General features: G+C 30.9%; 17 protein-coding genes. 16 read left to right on the top strand and 1 reads right to left on the bottom strand.

All coding sequences use genetic code 11. The features are described from left to right. The 15 genes from minE to CLOPA_RS10275 all read left to right on the top strand — a co-directional run bounded on the left by minE (position 1) and on the right by CLOPA_RS10275 (position 12908). Complete coding sequence (minE, locus tag CLOPA_RS10205) at positions 1–270, top strand: cell division topological specificity factor MinE (RefSeq protein WP_015615347.1); 270 nt, start codon at positions 1–3, stop codon at positions 268–270. Between the two features lie 107 nt (positions 271–377). Further along, positions 378–1190, top strand: a complete 813-nt coding sequence (locus CLOPA_RS10210; RefSeq protein WP_015615348.1) for a M23 family metallopeptidase — start codon at positions 378–380, stop codon at positions 1188–1190. Positions 1191–1280: 90 nt separating this feature from the next. After that, a complete protein-coding gene (locus CLOPA_RS10215) occupies positions 1281–2138 on the top strand; it encodes a M50 family metallopeptidase (RefSeq protein WP_015615349.1) in 858 nt (285 codons plus the stop codon). Positions 2139–2360: 222 nt separating this feature from the next. Further along, a complete protein-coding gene (locus CLOPA_RS10220; protein ID WP_015615350.1) occupies positions 2361–4208 on the top strand; it encodes a TIGR03960 family B12-binding radical SAM protein in 1848 nt (615 codons plus the stop codon). Further along, a complete protein-coding gene (locus tag CLOPA_RS10225; protein ID WP_015615351.1) occupies positions 4186–4905 on the top strand; it encodes a TIGR03936 family radical SAM-associated protein in 720 nt (239 codons plus the stop codon). Before CLOPA_RS10220 ends, CLOPA_RS10225 begins: the two co-directional genes overlap by 23 nt. Before the next feature lie 159 nt (positions 4906–5064). Then, positions 5065–6507 (top strand): ribonuclease E/G, encoded by a 1443-nt coding sequence (locus CLOPA_RS10230; protein ID WP_015615352.1) that lies wholly within the window; start codon positions 5065–5067, stop codon positions 6505–6507. Positions 6508–6636: 129 nt separating this feature from the next. Then, on the top strand, positions 6637–6948 hold the full coding sequence (rplU, locus tag CLOPA_RS10235; protein WP_015615353.1) for a 50S ribosomal protein L21: 312 nt from the start codon (positions 6637–6639) through the stop codon (positions 6946–6948). A 2-nt stretch (positions 6949–6950) separates the two neighbouring features. Beyond that, the gene (locus CLOPA_RS10240) at positions 6951–7280 is read left to right on the top strand and encodes a ribosomal-processing cysteine protease Prp (RefSeq protein WP_015615354.1); all 330 of its coding nucleotides are present in this window, start codon (positions 6951–6953) and stop codon (positions 7278–7280) included. Position 7281: 1 nt separating this feature from the next. After that, complete coding sequence (gene rpmA / locus CLOPA_RS10245; protein WP_015615355.1) at positions 7282–7584, top strand: 50S ribosomal protein L27; 303 nt, start codon at positions 7282–7284, stop codon at positions 7582–7584. A gap of 56 nt (positions 7585–7640) precedes the next feature. Then, on the top strand, positions 7641–8915 hold the full coding sequence (gene obgE, locus CLOPA_RS10250) for a GTPase ObgE (protein ID WP_015615356.1): 1275 nt from the start codon (positions 7641–7643) through the stop codon (positions 8913–8915). Positions 8916–8929: 14 nt separating this feature from the next. After that, positions 8930–9223 (top strand): ribosome assembly RNA-binding protein YhbY, encoded by a 294-nt coding sequence (yhbY, locus tag CLOPA_RS10255; RefSeq protein ID WP_015615357.1) that lies wholly within the window; start codon positions 8930–8932, stop codon positions 9221–9223. A gap of 260 nt (positions 9224–9483) precedes the next feature. Next, positions 9484–10086: a nicotinate-nucleotide adenylyltransferase gene (gene nadD / locus CLOPA_RS10260; RefSeq protein ID WP_015615358.1), complete on the top strand. Its 603-nt coding sequence runs from the start codon at positions 9484–9486 to the stop codon at positions 10084–10086. A gap of 14 nt (positions 10087–10100) precedes the next feature. Further along, entirely contained in the window at positions 10101–10670 is a 570-nt protein-coding gene (gene yqeK / locus CLOPA_RS10265; protein WP_015615359.1) for a bis(5'-nucleosyl)-tetraphosphatase (symmetrical) YqeK, read from the top strand. A 9-nt stretch (positions 10671–10679) separates the two neighbouring features. Continuing rightward, positions 10680–11942: an LCP family protein gene (locus CLOPA_RS10270; RefSeq protein WP_015615360.1), complete on the top strand. Its 1263-nt coding sequence runs from the start codon at positions 10680–10682 to the stop codon at positions 11940–11942. 75 nt (positions 11943–12017) lie between these two features. Beyond that, positions 12018–12908: an RluA family pseudouridine synthase gene (locus CLOPA_RS10275; RefSeq protein ID WP_015615361.1), complete on the top strand. Its 891-nt coding sequence runs from the start codon at positions 12018–12020 to the stop codon at positions 12906–12908. A gap of 44 nt (positions 12909–12952) precedes the next feature. Here CLOPA_RS10275 and CLOPA_RS10280 read toward each other — a convergent pair whose 3' ends face one another. Next, entirely contained in the window at positions 12953–14248 is a 1296-nt protein-coding gene (locus CLOPA_RS10280) for a D-alanyl-D-alanine carboxypeptidase family protein (RefSeq protein ID WP_015615362.1), read from the bottom strand. Positions 14249–14375: 127 nt separating this feature from the next. On the opposite strand from CLOPA_RS10280, the gene CLOPA_RS10285 reads away from it, so the two are divergent. Then, entirely contained in the window at positions 14376–15047 is a 672-nt protein-coding gene (locus tag CLOPA_RS10285; protein ID WP_015615363.1) for a helix-hairpin-helix domain-containing protein, read from the top strand. The last annotated feature ends 85 nt before the right edge of the window (positions 15048–15132 follow it).

The following is a 15132-nucleotide window of genomic DNA, read 5'->3' on the forward strand; positions in this document are numbered from 1 at the left end:
ATGGATTTATTTAAATTATTTTCAAGTAAACCTTCTTCAAAGGATGTAGCCAATGAAAGATTAAAGTTAATTTTAATTCATGATAGAGCTGATTTGTCTCCAGAGCTTCTTGAACTGATAAAGGGTGAAATAATGAATGTTATAGCTAAATATGTGGAGATTGATAATTCTGATGTAGAAGTAAAACTTACAAGAGTTGAGGAGCAGGATGGAAATTCACCAGCGCTTGTGGCAAATATACCTATAAGAAAAATGAAGATTAAAAAATAAAAAGCATTAAAAAAGCTGTTCTATCTATTTAGAACAGTTTTTTTGTCATAAAAAATTATTAAATAAATATATATGATATTGTATGAATTTATAATTGGGAGGAAAATATGGGGAGTTTTAACAGCCAGTATGAAAATTATTATAATGCATTATCCAAAAAGGGATACGGCCAGAACAAATTACCTTATAAAAGACAGTCTAATGTTGAAAAATCTATTTTTAGCAAGAGAAAGCTTTTGAGAACTTTTGAAATGCAACTTATAGGTACTGTAGTTCTCTTTCTGCTTGCATTTACCTGTAAGCTTTATGTTAATCCACAGACAAAGATGGTATATAATTATTCTAAAAATATTGTAAATGAGAATTTTGATTACAAATCCGCAATATTATATATAAAGAGTATAGATGTAAATAATTTAGTGAAGTCAGTTAAGAGCGATAATATTACAGATTTTCAAAACAAGGCAACAAATTGGATTGATAGTGTTAGAACAAAGGTTATGGGAGGTAAAACTATTAAGGAAAATATAACTAATAATTTTACAGTTCCTGTAAATGGCAAAGTATTACAAGGATATGGTCAAATGAAAAATAGTACTACAGGTGAAGTTGAATTCCATAAGGGAATAGATATTGAATGCTCATTAAATACAGATATAAAGGCCTCTTATAATGGATTCATAAAAGAAGCAGGAGAGGATAAAACGCTGGGGAAATATTTGGTTATAGATCATGAAAATGGTATTGAGACAAAATATGCTCATATGAACTCCCTTCAAGTGAAAAAAGGTGATAAAGTCAACAAAGATCAGATTATTGGAAAATCAGGTAATACGGGAAAAGTAGTTTCTCCTTCACTATACTTTGAATTAATATATATGGGTGAAAATCTTGATCCACAGCAATACTTAAATATTTAATTTTTACAAGGCATCTTCAAAAAATATACTATGTATTTTTAAATTGTTGTTTATTTTTATATACCTAAGCAATAAACTTGGAGTGATCTTTTGATTAAAATTAATAAATTTTTTATACCATATATTGTTTTACTAGTGTTTATAGGTTTTAACGGAGATCTATTCATAGCTTTTGCCATGGTTATTTTTCATGAATTCACACACTATTTTGTAGCAAGATATTTTGGATTTAAAAACGGTAATGTTGAAATTTTACCCTTTGGTGCTGCTTTAAGGCTTGATGATTTAGCAGAAGCTTCATTTAAGGAAGATTTGATAATTTCACTGTCAGGGCCAATTTTTAATTTAGTACTGGCAGTTATTTTTTATGTATTGAATTTACACTTTAATAGAACTTTTATACATTCATTATTTTTTACCAATGCTGCTCTTGGAATATTTAATTTAATGCCAGCATTACCTTTAGATGGCGGAAGGATATTAAGAGATTTAATAGGGAAAAAGACCATATACAGATTTGCAAATTTAATTACTATTATAGTTAGTATGTGTATTGGAAGTATATTTATGTTATATTATATATACTGTTTTTTTAAAGGCCAGATGAATTTGTCCTTTGGAATTATAGCACTTTATATAATGATATATTCTTTTAGGGAAAAGGAAAGGATAGCATATATAATCATGAGTGATATTATAAAGAAAAAATTTAGATTTATAAAAAGAGGTTATATAGAAAATAGAAATTTTTCTATATACTATAAAAGTGAATTATTAAAGGCGCTTAGTCTGGCAGAAAAAAATAAATACAATATTTTTACTGTACTTGATGAAGAATTAAGAGTTGTGGATATAATTTATGAAGAAGAGATTTTAGAGGCACTAAAAAGTTATGGAAATATAACTATAGAGGAATTAATACAAATACACGAGAAAAAGGAAATATAGTACTGGAAAAGTGCAGTGCAGAAAACTGACATAATGTATGTGCAGGAAAAAAGAGAAATATAGAAGAAAATATAGGCTGTATTATTGGGTATTTCTTTGAGAATGCCTATATGTTAGAATAACAATGAATGACAAAATGGATGAGCTAAGGCATCTTCAAAATATACGCCGCATATTTGACTTACTATTGATTTTTAGATGCCTAATGAGGAGGAAATAGAATTGAAGAAAATAACCGATGATATTTTGCACAGAGTTGAAAAACCAGCCAGATACACAGGTGGTGAATTTAACTCCTGTGTTAAAGATAAGAATAAAGTAGATATAAGATTTGCTTTTTGTTTTCCAGATGTATATGAGGTAGGTATGTCCCATCTTGGAATGAAGATACTTTATCATGTTTTAAACAAAAGAGAGGATACCTACTGCGAAAGGGCTTTTGCACCTTGGCCGGATATGGAAAAGCTCATGAGAGAAAGTGAAATACCACTATATGCTCTTGAAACAAAAGATTCTTTAAAAGAATTTGATTTTATAGGATTTACACTCCAATATGAAATGAGTTATACAAATATTTTAAATATGTTAGATATGTCAGGAATAGAGGTAAGAGCTTCCAAAAGGAAAGAAGAGGATCCTGTAGTAATATGTGGAGGTCCCTGTGCCTATAATCCCGAGCCTCTTTATGATATAGCTGATATATTCTCTATTGGAGAAGGAGAGGAACATCTAAATGAATTACTGGATCTATATAAAAAATACAAAGGAAAAAGTAAAAAGGAGTTTTTAAGAGAAGCTTCTAAAATAGAAGGTACTTATGTTCCAGGTCTTTATGAAGTTTATTATAAGGAAGATGGAACTATAAAGGAGTTTAAACCAAAATATGAAGATATACCTAAAGCTATAAAGAAGAGAATAATTAAAAATTTCAATGATGTAGAATATCCAGATAAACTAATTGTACCCTACAATGAAATTGTGCATGATAGAATTATGCTGGAAACCTTTAGGGGTTGTACTAGGGGCTGCAGATTTTGTCAGGCGGGAATGATTTATAGGCCTGTAAGAGAAAAAAAATCAGAAAAATTATTGGACATATCTGAAAGACTTATTGAAAATACTGGCTATGATGAAATTTCTCTTACTTCTCTAAGCATTTGTGATTATTCAGATATACAAAATTTAATTAATTCTATGGTGGAGAAATATAGAGATGAAAAGGTTGGTGTATCATTGCCATCCCTCAGAATAGACTCATTCTCAGTGGATTTAATAAAGGAAATTCAGAAAGTCAGAAAGACTGGGCTTACCTTTGCACCAGAAGCGGGCTCCCAGAGAATGAGAGATGTAATAAATAAAGGAGTAACAGAAGAGGATTTAATTAACTCTGTTAGAAGTGCCTTTAAAGCTGGCTGGTCAACTATTAAGCTTTACTTTATGATAGGCCTTCCCTTTGAAACTGCAGAGGATGTGAAGGGAATAGCTTATTTATCAAAAAAAGTTATAGAGGAATATTATAAGGTTCCAAAGGAAGAAAGAAAAAAGGGCTTAAAGGTTACTGCCAGTACTTCTATATTTGTTCCTAAACCCTTTACACCTTTCCAATGGGCAGCAATGGATAAAATGCCTTCTGTAAGGGGAAAAATAGGAGAACTACAAAAGGTTATGGATAAGAGGGTAACTTACAACTGGCATGAGACACCTGTAAGCTATCTTGAGGCGGTTTTTGCAAGAGGAGATAGAAGAATGTGCGATGTACTGGTGAAGGCCTTTGAAAAAGGAGCAAAATTTGATGGCTGGTCTCAGTATTTTGATTATGAATTGTGGATGGAAGCTATGAGGGATTGTAATATAGACGGAGATTTTTATGCCTATAGAGAAAGAAGTTATGAAGAATTTTTACCCTGGGATTTTATAGATATTGGTGTAAATAAAGAATTTTTAATTAAAGAAAATGCAAATGCAAAGCTAGCAGTTATTACTCCTGATTGTAGAAGTGGATGTAAAAATTGTGGTATAAATGTTAATTTTAAAGAAGGGAAGTGCTTTGAAGGTGCGATATTTAATTAAATTTACAAAGGGCTCTGAAGTAAAATTTGTTTCTCATCTTGATATTATGAGAACAATTCAGAGAACCTTTAAGAGAGCTGCACTTCCTGTAGATTATTCTAAGGGCTTTAATCCTCATATGAAGCTTTCCATCGCTCAGCCTCTATCTGTTGGAATGTATTCTTTAGGAGATTATCTCGATATAGAATTCAAAGAAGCAGTAGATATAAATGAAATAGAAAGAAAGTTTAATGAGAGTTCTACGGAAAATATAAAATTATTAAAGGTAGTTGAAATTAAGGAACTCTATGACAAAGATGGCAGGAAGATTCCTCAAGCCATGGCAGCAATTGATGGAGCAAGCTATAAAATAAATATAAAATATTTGAATACAGATGATCTTAATAACGAACTTGATAATATGCTTCAGCTTAAAGCGTGGAACATTATTAAGAAGACTAAAAGTGGTGAAAAAGAGATTGATATTAAACCAATGATTAAGAATTTAAAGCCTAATGTGGAGGGTGATTATCTTAAGCTGGAAGCAGAACTTTCTTGTGGAAGCAGAGAAAATTTATCAGCAGAGCTTTTGGCACAGTATATAAAACAAAATACTAAAGCTGTAGATGAAGAGGCCTTCACAGAAATTGTAAGAACGGAAATGTATGGCGTTAAAAATAAAAAGTTAGTACCACTTTGGCAGTATTTTCAGCAATAAACCTTACTTAGTGGGAGCATGTACTCCCACTGAGTTTATATTAATTATTGAGAAGGGTGGCTGTTATGTTTATATGAGTCCAATTATAATGTATAATAATTGGGTAAAATGTCTCAGAATAGATAGAGAAAACCAATAATAGACTTAGAGGTGCTAAAGTTGAAAAATATATTCTTTGAAAGGCAAAGAGATTTACTTAGAATTGCAATAACAGAAGGGGAAAAACTTATAGAATGCTATATTGAGGAAGAGGGTACATTAGTGTATCCAGGACAGATTTATAAAGGTGTAGTTAAAAACATTGTACCTGCAATAAAATGTGCTTTTATAGATATTGGTAGAGGAAAAAATGGATATATGTACATGGATTCTAAATTTAATAATGTAAAAATAAAAAAGGGTGAAGAACTTTTAGTTGAAATTATTAAAGAAAATATGGGGACAAAAGGTCCAAAGGTAAGTAATAAAATTACTGTACCTGGAAGATATGCTGTAATTGAAACTTTAAACAATGAAATTTCTATTTCAAAGAAAATAGTAGATAAAAAAATTCAGGAACATTTAAAAAATGGTATAAGGAAGCCTGAAGATACAGGGGTCATGATAAGAACTAATGCAGAGAAGATTACCATAGATGAGATAAATAATGAAATTGAAAGATTATACAAAATATACGAGGATATAGTGAAAAAGGGAAACTACTCTAATAAACCTGAACTTATATACAATTCTGGCGGCGTTTTAGGAAAAGTTTTAAGGGATGTAGTAGATGAAGATACGGAAAAAATAATTGTTAATAATTCAGAGGATTTTAAGTTCATAGAGGCCTATATAAAAAATAAAGGTGATATAACTGCAGAGATAGAAATACATAAATCTAATATTCCTATTATGGAATACTATGGTATCGAAAAAAAGATATTAGAACTTAGAAATAATATTGTGGAACTTCCCTGTGGAGGATCTATAGTAATTGATAAAACCGAGGCTATGTATGTTATTGATGTGAATTCAGGTAAAAATGTTAAGGAAAGAAATATTCAAAATACTGCAGAATTTACAAATATTCAGGCTGCCAGGGAAATTGCAGCACAGATCAGACTTAGAAATCTAAGCGGAATAATAGTTGTAGATTTTATAGATGTGGATGATACAAAAATAAAAAATAAAATTTTACATATTTTAGAATTAGGCTTTAAGGATGATAAGAATAAAACTATAATTTACCCATTTACGGAATTAAATATTGTGCAAATAGCTAGAAGAAGAAGGGGTAAATCCATATTAGATTATATTGAACAAAAGTGTAAAGTTTGTAATGGTTCTGGTAGAGTATTGAAGCTATCTTATTTAGCCAATTTAATTAGAAACAGAATAATAAGAATTGATATGGAAAATATCAGTGATCACATTTATATTGAAATAAGTGAAGAGTATAAAGTAAGTATATTGAAATATACAGATAAATTTGTAAAGTCAATAGGTGCAGAGAAAAAAAATGTCTATGTTAAATTTATAAAAGATATGAATTCATATAATGCAGAACCTTTAATGTTTAATAGTGAAATAGAAGATAAGAATATGTATAAAATATATGGATAATTTTATTTACAAATATTATTATATGTGTTAAAATGGCATTTGTAGGCCGCACGCATAGGGTTTTATATTAAACATGAAATTAAATTTTGTGTACCTGAGTTGGCGAGACTGGTTTGAGGAGGTGTTTTAATGTACGCAGTAATTACTACTGGAGGAAAACAGTATAAAGTTTCAGAAGGAGACGTAATATTCGTTGAGAAACTAGAAGCTGAAGTTGATTCAAATGTTGAATTGACAAACGTTCTTGCAGTTGCAAAAGAAGACGGATTTGTTGTAGGTAAACCTGTAGTTGAAGGAGCTAAAGTTGTTGCTAAAGTAGCAGAACAAGGAAAAGCTAAGAAGGTTATAGTATTCAAATATAAACGTAAAAAGGACTACAGAAGAAAACAAGGTCACAGACAACCTTATACTAAGCTTGTAATTGAAAAGATTGAAGCTTAGTCATGATTAATATTGTTTTTACAAAAAAACATAATTGTTTTGTTTCTTTTAACATAAATGGGCATGCAGGTTTTAGCGAAGAAGGCTATGATGTTGTGTGTAGTGCAGTGTCGGCATTAGCTTATACCTTTGCCAATGGTATTACAGAAATTGTAGGTGCAAATGCCGAGATTAGTATTTGTGATGGCTTTTTAAGTTTAGACTTAAAAAATGAAGCTGTGAGTAATATTGAAAAATGTCAAATATTAATGAAGACAATGTTATCTGGAATGCAGAATATGGAAATTAATTATGGTGACTATATAAAAGTGGAAATAGAGGAGGTGCAGTGAAATGCTAGTTATGAATCTACAACTATTTGCTCATAAAAAAGGAGTAGGTAGTTCAAGAAATGGTAGAGACAGTGAATCTAAGAGACTTGGAGTTAAAAGTGCTGATGGAGAATTCGTACTTGCTGGAAATATATTGGTTAGACAAAGAGGAACAAAGATCCACCCTGGAGCTAATGTAGGTAAGGGATCTGATGATACTCTTTTTGCTAAGGTCGATGGAGTAGTTAAATACGAAAGAGTAGGCAGAGACAAGAAGAAAGCAAGCGTTTATCCTGTAGCTATAGAAGAAAGCATAGCTGAATAATTTAAAGCACCCTTTAGGGGGTGCTTTTTTACTCCATAAAAGGAAGGTGAAGAATAATGTTTATTGATACAGCAAAAATATTTATAAAGTCTGGTAATGGAGGAAATGGATCTGTTTCCTTCAGAAGAGAAAAATACGTACCTTTAGGTGGTCCTGATGGCGGAGATGGCGGAGATGGTGGAAATGTAATCTTCATAGCAGATCAAAACATGACTACTCTTTTAGACTTTACATATAAAAGAAAATATGTAGCGGAAGTTGGAGTAGCTGGTTCCGGATCTAAATGTTATGGGAGAGATGGAAAAGATTTATATATAAAGGTACCTATGGGCACAATCATTAGAGATGTAGAAACTGATAAGATTATTGCGGATTTATCTCATGCTGGAGATGAGGTTACTGCTGCAAAAGCTGGAAAAGGTGGAAAGGGAAATGCAAAATTCTGTACACCTACAAGACAGGCACCAAATTTTGCAGAACCTGGCATGCCGGGGGAGGAACGATGGATAAGTTTGGAACTTAAATTGTTGGCGGATGTGGGACTTATAGGTTTTCCAAATGTAGGTAAATCTACCCTGCTTTCCATGGTGTCTAAAGCAAAGCCTAAGATTGCAAACTATCATTTTACAACCATAAAACCTAATCTTGGAGTAGTTAGTATTCCTGGAATTCAAGGTTTTGTTATGGCAGATATTCCTGGTATTATTGAAGGTGCAGCAGAGGGTGTAGGTCTTGGTTTACAGTTTTTAAGACATATTGAAAGAACAAGGCTTCTTATTCATGTAGTTGATATCTCTGGCAGTGAAGGAAGAGATCCTGTAGAGGACTTTATTAAAATCAATGAAGAATTAAAGAAATATAGTGTTAAACTTTGGGATAGACCGCAGATAATAGCCGCAAATAAAAGTGATATTTCTTATGATGATACTAATTTCAACAATTTTAAAGAGAAGTTGCAGAAAATGGGATATAAGCATATCTTTAAGATTTCAGCAGCTACAAGGTTTGGAGTAGATGATTTATTGAAGGAAGCTGCAAAACAACTTTCAGAGATACCTGTTACAGATCTGGAAATAAGTGAAGAGGAAAGATTTGTACCAGAGGATAAGAAATTTACTTATGAAATTCGTAAAGAAGATAATGTCTATATAGTTGAAGGCTCCTTTGTTGATAGATTGCTAGATAGTGTAAATATTAATGATCCTCAATCATTGATGTATTTCCATAAGGTACTTAGAAATAAGGGGATTATTGATGAGTTGGTTAGTATGGGAATAGAAGACGGAGAATTAGTAAGATTAAATGATTTTGAATTCGAGTTTTTATTATAGGAGGAAGCAATTTAATGATAACCAGCAAACAAAGAAGTTACTTAAGAGGTTTAGCCAATAAAATTCAGCCTATTTTTCAGATAGGGAAAAGTGATATAGAAAAAGCTTTTATAAAACAGGTAGATGATGCCCTTAAAGCCAGAGAATTAATAAAAATAACGGTACTTGAGACCAGCGACTATACTGCGAGGGAAGCTAGTGATTTACTTTGCAGAAAATTAAATTGTGAGGGAATTCAAGCTATAGGTAGGAAATTTGTATTATATAGAAAATCTAAGGATAATGCTAAAATAGAATTACCTGTTTAAAAGCATGAGAATAAGAATTCTAAGATTTAGGGCGATAAAATTATACCTGAATATTTAGAATTCTATTTTTATATATAGAAAAAAGTAAACTTTTAACATCTATTGTAATATAAAGAAGATATAATGTTACAATAAATGGCATATGTCATTGCTGTAAATATGATATAATATAGTTATTAATAATTATTAGGGCATTAAAGATAAATTGCAAGTGAAGGAAGTCATTCTATTTTTCATGCCTAAGCTAAAGAGGGAATAAAATGAAAAAAGGCATTTTAGGAGGGACTTTTGATCCAATTCACAACGGACATTTAAATATTGCTTATGAGGCTATAGAAAGATTAAAGCTTAATAAAATGGTTTTTATACCTACAGGTAATCCACCTCATAAGACAGATAAGGTAGTAACAGATGCACTAATAAGATATAAAATGGTGGAAAAGGTAATAAAAGATGAACCTATTTTTGAAATAGATAATTATGAAATTCATAAAAGAGGTTTAAGTTTTACCTATAAAACATTGGAATATCTTAAGGAAAAAGAACCAGATACTCAATGGTATTTTATAAGTGGAGCTGATTGCCTCATTGAAATGGAAAACTGGAAAAATATCAATAGAATATTGGAGCTTTGCAGCTTTGTAGTATTTAATAGGCCGGGCTACAGCAAAGAACAGCTTGAAAAACAAAAAGAAAAGATTGAAAAGAAATATAATAGGGATATTATATTGTTGGACTTACCTTTAATGGATATATCAGCTTCTTATATAAGAAAAAAGGTCAGGCAGGGCAATAATATATCATATTTGGTACCTGCTTCAGTTTCTAAAGATATTGCTAGGTTAAGACTTTATGATTTGTGAGGGAAGGGATTTTTATGTGGAATGAGATTGAAATGGAAGAATATCTGAAAAAAAATTTAACAGAGGGAAGACTAAAGCATAGTTTAGGAGTAAGAGATACTGCAGAAGCTTTGGCTAAGAAATATGGGGCAGATGTGGATAAGGCTAAAATTGCTGGGCTAATACATGATTGTGCGAAACAAATGGAAAAAAGCAAGATATTAGATATTTGTGTTGAAAATGGATATAAATTAGATTATGTTGCCTATAAGAATCCTGGTATTATGCATGGAGCAGCTGGTGCCATAATTGCAAAGCAAGTAATGGGAGTTGAGGATCAGGATATATTGAACTCCATCGAATATCACACCACAGGAAGAAAAGATATGAGTTTACTGGAAAAAATAATTTATTTAGCAGATTATATAGAGCCTTCAAGAAATTTTCCTGGAGTAGATGAACTTAGAGAAGCAGTAAATAGAGATTTGGGTGAAGGATTATTGCTTTCATTTAATAGTACTATTGAGTTGGTAATTTCAAGAGGAGATCTAATTCATTTAAATACTATAGATGCAAGAAATTATATTATATGTAATGAAAAGTAGGTGGAGTTAATGGATGGGGAAAATCAAGGAACAAAATCAAAGAAAATACTAAAAGTAGCTGTAATTGCAATTTTAGCTGTAATTGTATGTATTGGAGTTGGGGTTACATGTTTTACTGTATTTTATTTATCAAGTACTAATAGTAAATCAAATTTAATCAATATTAATGCTTCAGCACCAGGAAAGGATGAACCTGTAAATATCTTAGTGGCAGGCGTGGACACCGGGTCTAATGATTCAGGAGATTCTGTGAAAATTAATACTATAAAAGAAGCAAACTCAATAGTACTTCTTCACTATGATCCTAAAAATGAAAATTTAAAAATTATTTCAATTCCAAGAGATACTATGATAAATCTTAATGAGAAACGTCAGAAAATAAGTGTATCCAATTCTGTGAATGGGCCTAAATATCTAGTAAGTAATGTTGAGGAATTAATGAATACTAAAGTAAATTATTATGTTCAATTAGATTATAATGCATTTAAAGATGTGATTAACTCCTTAGGTGGAGTGGATGTTAATGTAAATAACAAAATGGATTATGATGACAACCTTCAGAATTTACATATTAATTTTGATAAGGGAGTCACTCATTTAAATGGACAAAAGGCTGAAGAATATTTTAGATGGGTTAAAAATAATGACGGTAAATTTATAGTAGGTGGGGATTTAGGCAGAATAAAAAATCAACAGCAGCTTATAGATGCAGTTATAAAGAAATTTAGTAGATTCTCTACTGTTTTCAAATATCCTGCTATAATATCATCAGTTTCCAAGGATATAGTAACCAATATGACTCCTAATCAAATTATAAAATATGCACGCACCTTTAGCCATTTAAAAAATCAGAACATAAGCATAGCTACTGCCAAGGGATTAGAAGTGTCTATTGAAAACAATAAATATTTTTTACTGGACACAGCAAACAATAGTGCCAACCTTTCTACAACTAAGGCAGTTAATAAATCTGACAATATAAATAAGTCTGCTTTAAAGATTAATATACAAAATGGAACTACAAAAAATGGTTTGGCAAAAAATTATCAAACAAAACTAAGTGAAAAAGGATTTACTAATATAACTACTGGAAATGCACCAAAGAAACCAGTGGAAGCTACAAAAATTACTTTTTATGGTATAGATGAAAATAAATTAATACAAATAAACAATGATATGAGTGGCTTAATAAAAACAGATAATTATGAGCTTATCCCACAAAAGAGTTCACATGATGTAGTAATTGTACTTGGAAATGATTTAGGTAACTGATAAGAAGGAATATTAAATTATGTTATGAACAGTGAATATAATTATGCGTAGCAAATAGAACAAAAGGGGTATAGAATGAATAGTAAACTTACATACTATATAGAAAAAGATGATGCAGATACCAAAATAAGAGAGTATTTAAAGAATAAACTCAATTTATCTACAAGATTTATAAAAAAAGCTGCCATAGAAAAGAGGATAACTGTTAATGGCTGTGCTGTAAAAATGAACTATGTGCTTAGATCTGGCAACAAAGTTGAAATAGATACCTTTAGAGATGAAAACCAAAATATAATTCCTGAGAAAATGGATATCTCCGCAGCATATGAAGATCAGGATTTGATAGTTGTCAATAAACCAGCAGGAATTGTGGTTCATCCAACTAGAAGCTATCCGGAAGGAACTCTTGCCAATGGCCTTTTATATTATTTTAAAGAAAAAGGTGAAAAATGTATAGTGAGACTTGTAAGCAGGCTTGACATGGATACCTCAGGGCTTATTTTAGTAGCAAAAAATCAATTTTCACATATGTCACTGGCAAGAGATATGAAATTAGATACTTTCCAAAAAGGGTACCTAGCTGTAGTTAGAGGAAATTTGCAAGAAAAAGCAGGTACTATTGATCTGCCAATATATAGAACTGAGGAAGATATAAGAAGAATAATAGATAGCAGAGGACAAAGAAGTATTACCCATTATGAGGTAATTGAAAGCTTTGAAAAGGGAGATCTTATAAGGCTGCAATTGGAAACAGGAAGAACTCATCAGATAAGAGTTCACTTAAGTAGTATTGGTCATCCTATTTTAGGAGATACGCTATATGGTGGTGAGGATAACACAATTATAGGAAGGCAAGCGTTACATGCTTATAGGCTTAGTTTTCCTCATCCAAGAACTAATGAGATTATAAAAATTGAAATAGATTTACCAAAAGATATAGAGGATTTAATAAAAAGACTTAGATAAAAATACTTAAAATTTAAATAAAAAGGCAGCGTTTAGCTGCCTTTTTATTTAAGTCCTCTATATTTTAAATATCGTCTTTTTTTCGCTGCAGAAATTCTTTTAAGTCTGTAAGTATTTAATAGAAGCAAGATTATAACTATGCCTATTCCATAGGCTACTCTATTATTTTTCAGATTATTTTCAGAGGCTTTGGCAATAGAATTAACATTAGGATTATAATCTGCACTGCTTACAAGCGCCAAAGTTCCAATATCTTTACCATTTAATTTCATATCTAAATTTGAAACTACATCACCTTTATGAAAATACTTATCCTTTAAAGAGGCTTCATTAAAATTAAATGCAGGTACTGTATTAGAAGTCTTATCATTCACATAATAAAAATCTTTTGATGCTAAGAGCGAGATTTTATTTCCGTCGCTTTCATTAAAGGTAGTTACTATATCGCCCTTTGAATACAGTTTTTTTAAATCAAAATTTTTAAATCCGTAATCAAAAAGGTTTCGTGCATCCTGAAAAAAAGTTCTGTCATTACTATGTAGAATTGTCACTATAAGCCTGTGATTATCCCTTGTAGCACTAGCTACATAAGAGTGAAGGGACTGTATTGTATAGCCTGTTTTACCACCTTCAATTCCCTCATAATAGTAAGAAGGAAGATTTTTGTACACTAATTTATCTTCATTGATAAGTGTTCTATCAAATTTAGTTTTTACTGGATCAAATTTATTTGTAGGAGCCATAGTATACCTAGGAGTAGTGGCAATTTGAGAAAATTCCGGATGAGTTGCCAACTGTCTTAGGATAAGTGCTAAATCCTTAGCAGAAACTCTGTGGTCGTTATCGTATAGTCCATTGGGATTTTGAAAATTTGCTGTAGTGCAGCCAAGTTCTTTGGCCCTTTCGTTCATAAGTTTAGCAAATTCAGGAATAGAGCCACTTATATGTTCCGCTAGAGCTACGGCTGCATCATTAGCAGATGGGAGAAGTAGTGCATATAGTAAATCTTTCACAGTAATTTGTTCTCCATCTTGTATATATATTTTATTACCGTCCAAAGATTTGAAATTTCTAGTAGTAAAGTCATTACTTACAGTAACTACATCATCCAATTTACAATTTTCTAAAGTTAGCAATGCTGTCATTATCTTTGTAGTGGATGCAGGAGGAAAAGTTGCATCTATATTTTTTCCATATAATATTTCACCTGTGGTTGCATCCATAAGAACTATACCGTCACCTGACACATTAGGTGGTGCTGGTGTTTCTGCATTGACTCTGTAAGTTGTACTGGTAGTTAATAATAAAAGCGTAATGGCAATTGTTATTATTTGCTTCATGGGTACCTCCTAAATTAATTATTCTTGTAACAGTATAGCAAAAAAAATATGTAATGGCAAAATAATTGAAAAAAGACTATTTCTTTTACATGTTGTTAATAATTCATCTTAAGGGAGGTATAAATTAATGCAAAAAAAGAAACTGTACGGTTCTGTAATAATACTGGGTATATTTTTAATATTTTTATTTATTGGATATAGATTACAAAATACAAAGACAACTTTAGAGAATAAAGATGTATCAATATACAAAGAAAATAAAACAGGGGATACTATTAAAGAAGAAAATAAAAGTGAAAGCAATGACATACAAAGCATAAAAAATAGTGACGGAAAAAAAGAAATAAAAGCACAAATTTATGGTGAGATTAAAAAACCAGGAGTGTATTCATTAAAAAATAGTGATAGAATTAAAGACTTAATAGATCTAGCTGGTGGTTTTACAGAAAAGTCAGATCCCTATAGTATAAATGGAGCAAAGAAAGTGATTGATGGAGATAATATTGAAATAAAATCAAAAGAGGATGGATCAAAAGAGAAAAGCTTAAGTAATTCAAAAAATAATTCATCAAATACAGCTGTGAGTTCTAAGGATGAAAATGAAAAATTGGATATAAATTCTGCTTCTGAGGCGGATATAGTAAATAAAAAAATACCTGGAATAGCAGAGGGTTTAGCTAAAAAAATTATTGAATATAGAGATAAGAATAATGGGAGAATAAATTCTAAGCAGGATTTGGAAAAAGCCATAGGACCTAAAAGATCAGAGAAACTTATGGAATATATAGAAATAAATTAATAAAAAACGAACAAATACAAATTTATTTTGCGCTTGTTCGTTTTATATTTAAAAGCAGGAAAGTGTTGCAGTGGACGTTCATCAG

Origin of the sequence: Clostridium pasteurianum BC1, from assembly GCF_000389635.1 — a bacterium.
Classification (GTDB): Bacteria; Bacillota; Clostridia; order Clostridiales; family Clostridiaceae; genus Clostridium_I; species Clostridium_I pasteurianum_A.